Raw genomic sequence first — 12664 nt, forward strand, 5'->3', positions numbered from 1 at the left:
TAATAAGCAGGCAGCAAAAAGGGGAATCACAGTGAATAAAACTCAATTAGTAGAAAAAATCGCAGACGGTGCAGATCTATCAAAGGCGTCAGCTGGTCGTGCTCTTGACGCATTTATTGAAGCAGTAAGCGGTACACTTGAGTCTGGTGACCAAGTGGCTCTAGTTGGCTTCGGTACTTTCAGCGTACGTACTCGTGCAGCTCGTACAGGTCGTAACCCTAAGACTGGCGAAGAGATCCAAATCGCTGAAGCTAAAGTACCTTCTTTCAAAGCAGGTAAAGCTCTTAAAGACGCTTGCAACTAATTTTTACAAGTCGTTTTTAGAACCTTTTGAAAATATGCGCATCATACTGATGCGCATTTCTTTTTCTGATATCATCGCGCTATAGAATTTTAGTTATGGTTAATCGCTTCAGTTGGCTGAATGACGATGACCTACGTGGAGAGTAGTTTTAGTATGATGGAGCGGCTACGCGAAGGCGTAAACAGCATCGCGGTCAAAATTATTTTAGGCCTAATTATCCTGTCTTTTGTATTTACAGGTGTGAGTGGTTATATCTTTGGCGGTGCAGGTAATACAGCAGCTAAAGTAGGCAATATTGAGATTGGTCGAGCCGAGTTTGAGCAGGCGTATCAAAACGAGCGCAACCGCAGACAATCTCAGCTAGGGGATTACTTTGCCAATCTTCTAGGTGACCCTGCATACGTAGAACAGTTTAGAAAGTCTGTGTTAGATCGTATGATTAACGACGCTCTATTAGAACAGCACGCACAAAGTTTGGGTCTTCGCGTGAGTGATGCTCAAGTGAGAACTCTGATTCTAGAGATGCCAGAATTCCAAGTAGACGGCAAGTTTGATCAAGACGTCTACCAAGCTACATTGCGCCGTGCGGGCTTCTCTGCAGAAACTTTTGCAGACTACCTACGCCGCGATTTGGTTCGTAACCAACTGCTTAGTGCAGTACAAGCAAGTGATTTCACTCTACCAGGCGAAGTGGACGCGCAAAGCAAGTTGATTACTCAAACTCGCGACATCCGTAAGATTGTTTTGCCGCTGCAAGAGTTTGAAGCAAAGGTTGAGTTAAGCGAAGAAGAGATCAACGCCTTCTACCAAGAAAATACCGTGCGCTTCACTCGCCCTGAGCAAGCTAAAGTTTCCTATATCGAGTTATCTGCGCAGCAGTTGAGAGATGGAATTACCATTTCAGACGAGCAAGCAGAACGCTTCTACCAAGACAATATCGCTAAGTACTCAACCGAAGAGCAGCGCAAAGTAAGTCATATCCTTGTACAAGGTGATGACCAAGCACAAGCGCAAGCTATCTTGGATGAACTGAGTGGCGGCGTAGACTTTGCAGAGCTAGCTCAAGAAAAATCGCAAGATATCGGTAGTGCTGAAGAGGGCGGTTCTCTGGGTTGGATTGAACGCGATGTAATGGATCCTGCCTTTGAAGATGCGGCGTTTGCTCTTGAGAAAGTGGGTGATACTACTGGTCTAGTAAAAAGCGAATTTGGTTACCACATTATTAAACTCGACGAGTTGAAAGCATCGGTTGCCAAACCTTATGACGAGGTTGCCCAATCAATTAAAGACGAGCTTAAAGATCAGCAAGCGGTTGATAAGTTCTACGAACTGCAAAACGAACTAGAAACGGTAGCATTTGAGTTCCCAGACTCTCTTGATGACGCTGCTCAAGCCATTGATGGCAAAATTCAACACACGGATTTCATTTCGGAAGTGGATGCTCCAGCGGTACTTAAGCAACCCGCTGTTTATCAAGCTATCTTAAGCCCAGAAGTAAAAGAAGATGGTCTTAACTCAGAAGTGATCGAAGTCGCTCCAGAACACGTTATTGTCGTTCGAGTGGAAGAGGTTCGCGATGAAACCGTATTGCCATTAGAAGAAGTTCGCAGCGATGTCGTAGCACAGCTTTCCAAAGTTAAAGCAGAGCAAACGGCACTGACACTGGCACAAACACTAGTAACAGAGCTTGGCGAAGGCAATAAAACTGAGTTAAATGCACAAAACCTCACTTTTGGTGAGTTAGAGAAAATTGACCGTGGTTCTCCGTTGGCTGATGTTGTGTTCGCTATGGCTAAGCCGCAAGCAGGCAACCTAGGTTACGCTCAAGCAAAAGAGTTTAACGGTGATGTTGTGGTCGTGGAGCTAGTGGGCGTTACGGAAACGGTTAACGATCAGTACAAAGCTCAGATAGGTCAGCAGCTAACCATGATTAATGCTCAGCTCGACCTAGAAGGTCTAATTGGTGTACTGCGCAACAATACTGAAATTGAGTATTACGTAGTAAGTCAGTAAATTGCATTTTATGTAATTGATAGTATTGTTAAAAAGGGTTGCTTCGGCAGCCCTTTTTGTTTTTCGATATTTTGTGTTTCTACGTCATAGCGTCAAGAGCAGACTTATATGGACTTTAAACTAAACGAGGAATCAATAATGAAATTACTTCTTGCTCTTGTACTGATACTTATGCCTGTTTTCGCTTTTGCCGAGCAAAGTGCTCAAACCGATCCTAAGCTAGAAGGCATAGAAATAACGGTTAACGTCAATACAGCATCCGCAGAAGAGCTTGCTGAGCTGTTAAAAGGCGTGGGTACAAAAAAAGCACAAGAGATTGTTAAGTACAGAGAAGAACACGGGCCTTACAAAGATGCTATCGACCTTCAGAAAGTGAAGGGCATCGGCAGCAAGCTGGTCAGCGATAATCAAGGGAGACTGAGGTACTAAAATCAACCGTGTTTCTGAGCCCGTGATAGGGAGGCCAAAGTCGAGAATCAAACGAAAGTTAAGCTAGCCTCAGAACGCCAATCTCTATATAATTCAACGCCGAAAAATGGTCTACCCTAGCGTAGAAAATAAGAATTAATCTGGAGCAGAACATGTCTTCTAAAACACCAGTTATTACTGTAGATGGCCCTAGTGGCGCAGGAAAAGGTACCCTATGCATGCTGATTGCAAATCGCTTGGGTTACCAACTGCTCGATTCCGGTGCGATATACAGAGTGTTGGCATTAGCAGCAATTCACCACGGTGTTGATACAGAGTCAGAAGACGCTTTGGTTCCTTTGGCAACGCATTTAGACGTTCAGTTTATTGCCGAGGGAGACTTAGTCAAAGTCATTTTAGAAGGCGAGAATGTTTCTACTGAACTGCGCAAAGAAGAGACCGGTACAGCCGCTTCCAAGGTCGCGGCTTTTCCACGCGTAAGAGAAGCGCTTTTACGCCGTCAACGCGCCTTTGCAGAAGGCAACGGGCTAGTGGCAGACGGCCGCGATATGGGTACGGTTGTGTTCCCAGAAGCGGAAGTAAAAATCTTCCTCGACGCCAGCGCAGAAGAGAGGGCGAAGCGACGCCTTAAACAGTTGCAACTAAAGGGCATTGATGCTAAATTTGACCACCTTTTGAGCGAGATCCAAGACCGAGATCACAGAGATCGTAACCGACCGGTTGCGCCACTGCGTCCGGCAGAGGATGCGCTTTTGCTTGATTCAACAAGTATGTCTATCGACCAAGTTGTTGAAAAAGCTATGGAATATATCGAATCTAAACTGAAGGGCTAAGGCCGTTCAGCTCAGGACGTCGGTCGCAAGGATGATGACTGGCGAAGTTAATAACCCCATGTGGTAGGACACCCGTGGACGTTTAAATTATTGAAGATTGAATAATGACTGAATCTTTTGCTCAACTCTTTGAAGAGTTTCTAAATGAGACTGAATTCCAACAAGGTACTATCGTTAAAGGTACTGTAGTAGCTATCGAGAACGGTTTCGTTCTTGTAGACGCAGGTCTTAAGTCTGAGTCTGCTATCCCTGCAGAGCAATTCAAGAACGCTGCTGGCGAACTTGAAGTTGAAGTTGGTTCTGAAGTAGACGTAGCGCTAGACGCTGTTGAAGACGGTTTCGGTGAGACTCAGCTTTCTCGTGAGAAAGCGAAGCGTCACGAAGCTTGGATCGTACTAGAGAAAGCTTACGAAGAAGCTGAAACTGTTGTTGGTGTTATCAACGGTAAAGTTAAAGGCGGTTTCACTGTTGAACTAAACGGTATCCGTGCTTTCCTACCTGGTTCACTAGTAGACGTACGTCCTATCCGTGACACAGCTCACCTAGAAAACAAAGAGCTAGAGTTCAAAGTAATCAAGCTAGACCAGAAGCGTAACAACGTTGTTGTATCTCGTCGTGCAGTTATCGAATCTGAGAGCAGCGTTGAGCGTGATGAGCTTCTTGAAACACTACAAGAAGGCAGCGAAGTTAAAGGTATCGTTAAGAACCTAACTGACTACGGTGCATTCGTAGATCTAGGTGGTGTTGACGGTCTTCTACACATCACTGACATGGCTTGGAAACGCGTTAAGCACCCATCTGAGATCGTAAACGTTGGTGACGAGATCCTAGTTAAAGTTCTTAAGTTTGACCGTGAGCGCACTCGTGTATCACTAGGTCTTAAGCAGCTAGGTGAAGATCCATGGGTAGCAATCGCTAAGCGTTACCCAGAAGGTCACAAACTGTCTGGCCGTGTTACTAACCTAACTGATTACGGCTGCTTCGTTGAAATCGAAGAAGGCGTTGAAGGTCTTGTACACGTTTCTGAAATGGACTGGACTAACAAGAACATCCACCCATCTAAAGTTGTTAATGTTGGCGACGAAGTTGAGGTTATGGTTCTTGAAATCGACGAAGAGCGTCGTCGTATTTCTCTAGGCCTGAAACAGTGTAAAGCTAACCCATGGCAGCAGTTCGCTGAGCTACAAGCTAAAGGCGACAAAGTTTCTGGTAAGATCAAGTCTATCACTGACTTCGGTATCTTCATCGGTCTTGAAGGCGGCATCGACGGTCTTGTTCACCTATCTGACATCTCTTGGAACGTTCCAGGTGAAGAAGCAGTACGTGAATACAAGAAAGGCGACGAAATCTCTGCAGTTGTACTTGCAGTAGACGCTGAGCGTGAGCGTATCTCTCTAGGCGTTAAGCAAATGGAAAATGACCCATTCAATGCTTACGTTGGCGAGAAGAAGAAAGGTGTACTAGTTAACGGTACTGTTACTGCAGTAGACGCTAAAGGTGCAACTATCGAACTTGAAGAAGGCGTAGAAGGTTACATCCGCGCTTCTGAAGTTTCACGTGACCGCGTAGAAGACGCTTCTCTAATCCTAAGCGTTGGTGACAGCGTTGAAGCTAAGTTCACTGGTGTAGACCGTAAGAACCGCGTAATCAACCTATCTATCAAAGCTAAAGACGAAGCTGAAGAGCAAGAAGCAATGGCTTCACTGAACAAGCAAGAAGACGGCTCGTTCGGTAATGCAATGGCTGACGCTTTCAAAGCAGCGAAAGGCGAGTAATCGACCGATTTAGCTGAAAAGGAGCCGTAAGGCTCCTTTTTTATTCTGTTCTTTTTTGAGTGGTAATCCCAATTTCGTCAATTTTTTGTAAAACAGTCACATACAAAATTGAGCAAATTGTTTAATTTGTGTCTAATATTGAAGCAAGTGTTTGTTGGAATTGGTATTACTTACTATAATAAGTGATAAATTACTCTATGAGGGAAACTATGACTAAGTCAGAACTGATAGAAAGACTCTGCGCTGAGCAAACTCACCTTTCTGCCAAAGAAATAGAAGATGCTGTAAAAGATATCCTTGAACATATGGCGACCACACTAGAAGGTGGCGACAGAATCGAAATCCGTGGTTTTGGCAGTTTTTCTCTGCACTACCGTGAACCAAGAACGGGCCGCAACCCAAAAACTGGTGAAAAAGTAGAGTTGGAAGGTAAGTTCGTTCCTCACTTTAAACCGGGCAAGGAATTGCGCGAGCGCGTAAACTTAGGCTAAGCCTGAATCTCTATTCTGAACACAACAGAATCTTAAAAGCGGCGCACATTTGGTGTGCCGTTTTTTTATGCTCAATTGAGGCTGATGCGAAAGGCGACACCATATTTTGTGGTTACTTGGGTATTATTGAACACTTAACCATGGAGTGTTTAGTGATTTTACTGCATAATCGTAGCGGCAGAGATTTGGGAAGGTGATGGACTATGAAGATTATTAAAATCGTTATTTTGTTAGCGTTGTTTCTTATTGCATTAGCGCTGGGATCTCAAAACCAAGCAGTGGTGACTTTCAACTATTTGATCGCTCAAGGCGATTTCCACCTTTCCACTCTACTTGGCGGCGTATTTGTGACTGGATTTGTGTTGGCATGGCTTATTTTCGGAAGTCTCCACTTACAAGCCAAGTTAAAAGTGCGCAAGCTGAACAAACAGCTCAAGCAATCTACTGCGTTGCAGTCTGCATCGGAAACTCGTTCGTAATCGATAAAGGCAGGCTTACCACTCGATGCTAGAAATACTCTTCCTGTTGTTACCGATTGCCGCCGCTTATGGCTGGTATATGGGTAATCGAAGTGCACAACAGGACAAGCAAAAGCATTCAAACCAGATTTCTCGTCAATATGTGACAGGTCTAAACCTGCTCCTGTCCGATCAATCTGACAAAGCGGTCGATCACTTTATCGAGCTTTTACAGGTCGACAACGAGACCATCGATACTCATTTAGCCCTGGGTAATCTGTTTCGCTCACGCGGAGAGGTAGACCGAGCGATACGCATTCACCAAAACTTAATATCGCGTTCTGGTCTAACCATAGATCAAAAAAATATTGCTCTGCAGCAGCTAGCGAAAGACTACATGGTGTCTGGCTTTTTAGATAGAGCAGAGCGAATTTTTGAACAACTCGTCGAAGAGCCGGAGCATCGAGAGGCGGCACTTACACAACTGGTTTCGATTTATCAGCAAACTCGTGAATGGGCAAAAGCCATTGAATATTCGAATCAATTGGTGAAGCTTGGCAAAAAGCGCATGAAAACCTCTATCGCTCACTTCTGGTGTGAACTAGCGATGGTGGAAAAGGCGGATGGAAACAACGGTAAATCCATTCAATATTTTAAGCGAGCTTTGTCTGAGGACACCAAATGCGTTCGCGCCAGTATCGCATTAGGACAGTTGTATCTAGAAGTCGAGAATTACCGACAAACCATTCACTATCTAGAAATGGTACTTGAACAAGACAGCGATTTTATCAGTGAAGTCTTACCAATACTGGCCGATTGCTATCATCACCTTGGCCAAGAAGACGGACTTTTAGAGTTTCTTCGCCAATGTATCGCCGCGAAAGCTGGGGTGTCTGCAGAGCTTATGTTGGCGCAAATGGTTTCTCAGCACGAGGGCACGGCTTCAGCTCAAGAACTACTGACTCGGCAATTAGTGAAAAACCCGACGATGAAGGGTTTTTATCGCTTAATGGACTACCATTTAGCCGAGGCGGAAGAAGGCCGAGCGAAAGACAGCTTAGGTACTCTTCAAAGACTGGTAGGTGAACAGTTAAAAGTGAAACCGCATTACCGCTGTCGAAAATGCGGTTTCTCAACCCACTCTCTTTATTGGCACTGTCCGTCGTGTAAAGGGTGGGGGACCATCAAGCCGATTAGAGGCCTTGATGGCGAATGATCAATTTCAGCTATATCTAAGCTTTTGAGGTATAGCTGTTTTTTTATGTTAAGTTAGGAGATGAAATGACTGACCAAAAAGTTATTGTTGCATTGGATTATGATAAGCAAGCCGACGCGTTGGCTTTTGTAGATAGAATTGATCCGCAATCATGTCGTTTAAAAGTGGGCAAAGAGATGTTCACACTGTTTGGTCCTGATTTTGTCCTAGAATTGCACAAGCGCGGCTTTTCCGTGTTCCTAGACCTCAAGTTCCACGATATTCCAAATACCTGCTCCAAAGCGGTTAGAGCAGCAGCAGAGTTAGGTGTGTGGATGGTGAACGTGCACGCGAGCGGTGGTGAGCGAATGATGGCCGCTTCAAGAGAAATCCTAGAGCCGTATGGCAAGGAACGTCCTCTGCTTATCGGCGTAACCGTGCTGACTAGTATGGAGCAAACCGATCTGGCGGGGATCGGTCTTAATATTCCTCCGCAAGAACAGGTAATACGCTTAGCCACTTTGACCAAAAATTCTGGTTTGGACGGCGTGGTATGTTCAGCACAAGAAGCAAACATGCTAAAAACGGAGTTGGGTGAAAGCTTTAAACTCGTGACACCGGGTATTCGTCCTGCTGGTGCTGCAGTAGGCGATCAAAAACGAATCATGACCCCAGTAGAGGCGATTAACGCGGGCTCAGATTATCTAGTGATCGGTAGACCTATCACGCAGGCGGCCGACCCTGCCGCAGTATTAGCCGAAATTAACGCTTCTCTTTAGACTTAGCGCTCAGCTCAAAAGCCAGCAGCTGCTGGCTTTTTCGTCTCCTCGTACCAAAAAACTTGCCTCTGCTTTTGCGTGGCCATGGCGAACAGTGATAAAGGACCTTCGTGGCTAGACAGGAACACCACTATGGAACTTAAAGTCCTTGTCAGGGCTAGCGATCAGTTCAGCTTCAATCTCCCCAAACCATTTTACGCGTTCAGAGATATCACGACCTGCGATCTCTTCAGCTAAGGTTAAATAATCTTGGTAATGCCTTGCTTCTGAGCGCAGTAACGAGATGTAAAACTTGGCGATGTCCGCTTCCATATGAGGAGCCAGCATAGCAAATCGCTCACAGGACCTCGCTTCGATATAGGCGCCGATAATGAGTTTATCAACCAGAGTCTGTGGCTCATGGGTAGCCATATTGCTCAAAAGCCCTTTAGCGTATCGACTTGCCGAAACCGGTTCGTACCCGATGTCACGTGAGCCCATTATTTCTAGTACTTGATAGAAGTGGTGAAGTTCTTCTTTGATTAAAAGTACCATCTTATCGATGAGCTCTTGGCTATAAGGCGAGTTTGCCTTTGCAGTGATCTTTTTGGAAATCTGACTCTTTCCTTTAAGTGTCTCTAAGCCGCCTGTTTTTCGATAGGCGAAGTCTTCATAGGGCTTAAACCACTCCAACAGACTGGATGCGCTTGAAGGGTCTACCGCGTACTTGCGGATTAAGTACATCGCCGACTGGCCAGCCTTTAATTCACAAAGTAGGTGGTCTATCAGTACCACTTTAAGGTTCTCTGGCTTTTTGGCTTCCTCTATCCACTCGGTGGGAGTGGGTACTTGCAGAAACTGATTGATAGGCGAGAGTAGGTCTTGATACTGTTCGAGTTCGTACATAAGGGCTCTAAAAATAAAAAAGGTCGCTCAAGCGACCTTTTGTCAATGAATCTGATGGGATTATATTACCACTTTTTCTTTTCGCCAAAGAGTTCGTCCATGTCTTGCTTACGCGCACTCTCTTCAACTTGCTGTTGTTCTTCTGCACTTTTGCTTTGACGTTTTTGCTCAAGCTCGTCGTACATGGTTTGCAACTTTTCACGCGCTTGGTTGGAGTAGTTGTCGTTTTTGCTAGATAGCGCATCGAGCCCTTTTTTAAGAAGCTGGATTGCTGTACCCGGTTGACCTCGGACAATAGAATCATTAGAACGCTTAATCACGTTTTCGATATTAATGCGTATTTGAATCGTTTCCAGTCGCGCATTCTCAGCCACATAAGATTGAGTATTAAATCGGCCTTTGTTGTGTTCGCTGCGAATGGTGTCTCTTAGACGTTTAACCAACTTAAGCATAATAATGGCTTGCTTGTCGCTACTAGGGTTCTTAAAGGATGTGCTTTCGCCCCCTTTATAGGTTTCGTCCAATTGCTTAATTTGTTGGCGCATCTGTTCAACGCGCTGTTCTAGTTGTCTGTTTTTAGGATCCAGTTGCTGCATATTTTCCAATGCATCGAGAATTCGATTATTTAAGCAAAGCAACAGATCTTTACTGTAAGGAATATGATGTGCGTGACCAATCAACTCTTCCGTGGCGTCGATAATTGCTAGGTAGCGAGAGCTTCTTGTTTTTTTGCTGTTTCAACTTTAACTTTGTATTGCAGCATTATGTTATAGCCAAGAACTAACACCAGTAATACGGCGACTAATGTGATAATTAAACCAATACTCATAAATTTGCGTCTTATCTTTCCATGTGGCTAATTAGTGAGGATACATGACAAATATCATACCCGACTGCCCTCAAGATACAGTATTCAGTATCAATATCAATGCTTACAACTAGTAAAAGGTAAGCCTAGGTGAAAAGCTTATGAATTCTAGTCATAACGTTAATTTGAGGTTGCTTGGGTTTAAAAAATGTAGCCTACTATAACTCGTTAATATTATTACCCGTCAGGGGTATATAAGTCATTAAAACTTACTTATTTTGATGTTTTATGCGCTATCCATTGCAAAAAAGCTAAGCTAGTCACTCAAATTTCATCAAATGCCCAATTACAACGCCTAATTTCACTATCAATTTTGTGCTAGAGGCGTTATAACTAAATATTATAAACTATGTTTCCGCACTACAGTCGTCGATAGGGATTGCGAGGTCAAAATGAAGTTACAACAACTGAAGTATATTGTTGAAGTTGTAAACCATAATCTGAATGTTTCAGCTACTGCCGAGAGCTTATATACCTCTCAGCCAGGTATCAGTAAACAAGTGAGATTACTAGAAGACGAGCTGGGTATTCAAATCTTCGAACGTAGTGGTAAGCATCTTACACAAGTGACTTCGGCGGGTGAGGATATCATTCGCATCTCTCAAGAAATCCTTTCCCGCGTAGAGAGCATTAAAGCGGTAGCGGGTGAGCATACTCACCCAGAAATGGGTACGCTTAATATATCTACGACACATACTCAAGCGCGTTACGCTTTGCCGGATGTGATAAAAGGTTTTACGGCGCGCTACCCAAAAGTATCGCTGCACATGCATCAAGGCACGCCGAGTCAAATGTCGGAAGCCATTGCAAAGGGGACAGCTAACTTTGCCATCGCCACTGAGGCTCTGCACCTGTATCAAGACGCTATTATGCTGCCTTGTTACCACTGGAATCGCTCGATCGTGGTACCTAAAGATCACGCCTTGGCTCAAAAAGATAAAGTGACAATTCAAGATCTCGCTAGTTATCCATTGGTGACTTACGTATTTGGTTTTACGGGTCGTTCAGAGCTAGATACCGCGTTTAACAAGGTTGGCCTTACGCCGCGAGTGGTGTTCACGGCTACCGATGCAGATGTAATCAAAACCTATGTTCGCATGGGCATTGGCGTGGGTGTGATTGCAAGTATGGCTATTGACCAATTGCAAGACACGGATCTCGTTGCCATCGATGCCAGTCATATTTTTGGAGCAAGTACAACGAGCATTGGCTTCCGTCGCGGCACTTTCTTGCGCTCTTACATGTACGACTTTATGGAAAGATTTGCTCCGCACCTGACTCGTCCTGTTGTTGAACAAGCTATCTCTCTGAAATCTAATGCTGAAATTGAAGAGATGTTCAAGGACATCGAGCTGCCAGTAAGATAACGCTTTTCCTCATAGAGACTTCCCCCTAGAATGTGCATTCTCAGGGGGAACCATGCAAAAAACCTTTCAACAACTCGATGCCTTTCTAAGCGAACATCAATCGTTTTGGCGTTATGAACCCTTTCACTTAGCCTTGAAGGTCGTTCTGCTCCTTGGGACTCACTCTTCCCTGAACTAGCTAACCACCTAGGCTGCTTGAGCAATGATGAAGTAAATCGACTGAAACAAGAGCCCTCTCAGGTTCAGACGATGGTTGCCGATTACCTTCCTCAACTCAAAGCCGAGCTTGAGCGCAATAAGATCAAAGTTAACGAGAAGCCAACACGGTCATACCCCAAAGCCTTGTCAACGGGTATTCCGGGCCGAAAGGTAGCGCAAATCGAAGCGTTAGCAGAGCGTGTATGCGAGAGCTCTAATAGTGATTCTTGGTTGGAATGGTGTAGTGGTAAAGGTTATTTAGGACGTTTCTTAAACGCGAGCTCAAGAAAACCTGTGACCAGTTTGGAGTATCAAAAAAGCTTGTGTGATTCTGGTCAACAAGAGGCAATACGACTGGGTTTGGCGATGCATTTTGTACATGGAGATGCACTTGACCCTAAATTGCCGTTGGTCTTTTCTCCAAAAATGCATGCCGTAGCGCTACACGCATGTGGTGATCTGCACGTCGAGCTCATCAAGCAAGCGGCAAAACACAAGCTAAGCGCTGTTTCTATTGCACCCTGTTGCTATCACCTTACAAAAGACGACGTTTACCAAGGTCTTTCTGAGGTAGGCAAGCGCTCTTCGCTTAACCTGACTCGCAATGAACTCAGAATACCACTTCAGAAAACGGTCACTGGTGGTCAAAGGGTGAGCAAACATCGTTATCAAGAGATGAGTTATCGATTGGGGTTTGATGCCTTGCTGAGAGGCGTTTTGGGCTTTGATGAATACACACCAGTACCGAGTATTAAAAAGTCCCAATTAGGCCAAGGCTTTATGGCATTTTGTCACTGGGCCAGTAACGCTAAAGGAATAGAGTTGGCAGAGGTTGATTTAACAGACACTGACTTCGAGCACTTCCAAGCCCTTGGTGAAAGTCGATACTGGCAGATGGAACGATTGAGTTTGGTGCAATCGGCTTTTCATCGTTTGATCGAAATCTGGTTGGTTTTGGATCGCGCCTGTTTTCTTGAAGAGCAAGATTATCAAGTTGAGCTATCAGAATTTTGTACTGCTCAAACGACACCGCGCAACCTACTTATTCACGCGATTAAAAAATAGACAG

11 protein-coding genes and 2 pseudogenes are annotated in these 12664 nt (G+C 44.7%); 11 read left to right on the forward strand and 2 right to left on the reverse strand.

The annotated features are described in order from the left end of the window. Nucleotides 1-31 precede the first annotated feature (31 nt). The 9 genes from BLO31_RS13385 (at nt 32) to pyrF (ending at nt 8277) form a co-directional block, all read left to right on the forward strand. Nucleotides 32-304 (forward strand): HU family DNA-binding protein, encoded by a 273-nt coding sequence (locus tag BLO31_RS13385; protein ID WP_070967425.1) that lies wholly within the window; start codon nt 32-34, stop codon nt 302-304. A gap of 153 nt (nt 305-457) precedes the next feature. After that, nucleotides 458-2317: a peptidylprolyl isomerase gene (gene ppiD, locus BLO31_RS13390; RefSeq protein ID WP_070967665.1), complete on the forward strand. Its 1860-nt coding sequence runs from the start codon at nt 458-460 to the stop codon at nt 2315-2317. A 138-nt stretch (nt 2318-2455) separates the two neighbouring features. Beyond that, nucleotides 2456-2746, forward strand: a complete 291-nt coding sequence (locus BLO31_RS13395) for a ComEA family DNA-binding protein (protein WP_070967427.1) — start codon at nt 2456-2458, stop codon at nt 2744-2746. A gap of 152 nt (nt 2747-2898) precedes the next feature. Then, a complete protein-coding gene (cmk, locus tag BLO31_RS13400) occupies nt 2899-3579 on the forward strand; it encodes a (d)CMP kinase (protein ID WP_070967430.1) in 681 nt (226 codons plus the stop codon). Nucleotides 3580-3683: 104 nt separating this feature from the next. After that, the gene (gene rpsA / locus BLO31_RS13405; protein WP_070967435.1) at nt 3684-5354 is read left to right on the forward strand and encodes a 30S ribosomal protein S1; all 1671 of its coding nucleotides are present in this window, start codon (nt 3684-3686) and stop codon (nt 5352-5354) included. Nucleotides 5355-5563: 209 nt separating this feature from the next. Continuing rightward, the gene (ihfB, locus tag BLO31_RS13410; protein WP_070967438.1) at nt 5564-5845 is read left to right on the forward strand and encodes an integration host factor subunit beta; all 282 of its coding nucleotides are present in this window, start codon (nt 5564-5566) and stop codon (nt 5843-5845) included. Between the two features lie 203 nt (nt 5846-6048). Continuing rightward, nucleotides 6049-6324 (forward strand): LapA family protein, encoded by a 276-nt coding sequence (locus BLO31_RS13415; protein WP_070967442.1) that lies wholly within the window; start codon nt 6049-6051, stop codon nt 6322-6324. A gap of 25 nt (nt 6325-6349) precedes the next feature. Continuing rightward, complete coding sequence (gene lapB, locus BLO31_RS13420; protein WP_070967445.1) at nt 6350-7519, forward strand: lipopolysaccharide assembly protein LapB; 1170 nt, start codon at nt 6350-6352, stop codon at nt 7517-7519. Nucleotides 7520-7584: 65 nt separating this feature from the next. Beyond that, entirely contained in the window at nt 7585-8277 is a 693-nt protein-coding gene (gene pyrF / locus BLO31_RS13425; protein ID WP_070967448.1) for an orotidine-5'-phosphate decarboxylase, read from the forward strand. A gap of 114 nt (nt 8278-8391) precedes the next feature. On the opposite strand, the gene miaE is transcribed toward pyrF, so the two are convergent. Then, complete coding sequence (gene miaE, locus BLO31_RS13430) at nt 8392-9162, reverse strand: tRNA isopentenyl-2-thiomethyl-A-37 hydroxylase MiaE (protein WP_070967451.1); 771 nt, start codon at nt 9160-9162, stop codon at nt 8392-8394. Between the two features lie 65 nt (nt 9163-9227). Beyond that, nucleotides 9228-9991, reverse strand: a pseudogene (locus BLO31_RS13435) (DNA repair protein). 431 nt (nt 9992-10422) lie between these two features. Here BLO31_RS13435 and cysB point away from each other — a divergent pair. Further along, a complete protein-coding gene (gene cysB / locus BLO31_RS13440) occupies nt 10423-11397 on the forward strand; it encodes an HTH-type transcriptional regulator CysB (protein ID WP_070967455.1) in 975 nt (324 codons plus the stop codon). 52 nt (nt 11398-11449) lie between these two features. Then, nucleotides 11450-12660 (forward strand): annotated as a pseudogene (locus BLO31_RS13445) (methyltransferase). Nucleotides 12661-12664: the final 4 nt, after the last annotated feature.

It is taken from the genome of Vibrio sonorensis, from assembly GCF_001854765.1.
In the GTDB taxonomy this organism is placed as follows: Bacteria; Pseudomonadota; Gammaproteobacteria; order Enterobacterales; family Vibrionaceae; genus Vibrio; species Vibrio sonorensis.

Coding starts and splice junctions, on each gene's coding strand:
- miaE (WP_070967451.1), bottom strand. CDS start 9,162: ATGTACGAACTCGAACAGTATCAAGACCTACTCTCGCCTATCAATCAG.
- BLO31_RS13395 (WP_070967427.1), top strand. CDS start 2,456: ATGAAATTACTTCTTGCTCTTGTACTGATACTTATGCCTGTTTTCGCT.
- rpsA (WP_070967435.1), top strand. CDS start 3,684: ATGACTGAATCTTTTGCTCAACTCTTTGAAGAGTTTCTAAATGAGACT.
- BLO31_RS13415 (WP_070967442.1), top strand. CDS start 6,049: ATGAAGATTATTAAAATCGTTATTTTGTTAGCGTTGTTTCTTATTGCA.
- ihfB (WP_070967438.1), top strand. CDS start 5,564: ATGACTAAGTCAGAACTGATAGAAAGACTCTGCGCTGAGCAAACTCAC.
- pyrF (WP_070967448.1), top strand. CDS start 7,585: ATGACTGACCAAAAAGTTATTGTTGCATTGGATTATGATAAGCAAGCC.
- lapB (WP_070967445.1), top strand. CDS start 6,350: ATGCTAGAAATACTCTTCCTGTTGTTACCGATTGCCGCCGCTTATGGC.
- cysB (WP_070967455.1), top strand. CDS start 10,423: ATGAAGTTACAACAACTGAAGTATATTGTTGAAGTTGTAAACCATAAT.
- cmk (WP_070967430.1), top strand. CDS start 2,899: ATGTCTTCTAAAACACCAGTTATTACTGTAGATGGCCCTAGTGGCGCA.
- ppiD (WP_070967665.1), top strand. CDS start 458: ATGATGGAGCGGCTACGCGAAGGCGTAAACAGCATCGCGGTCAAAATT.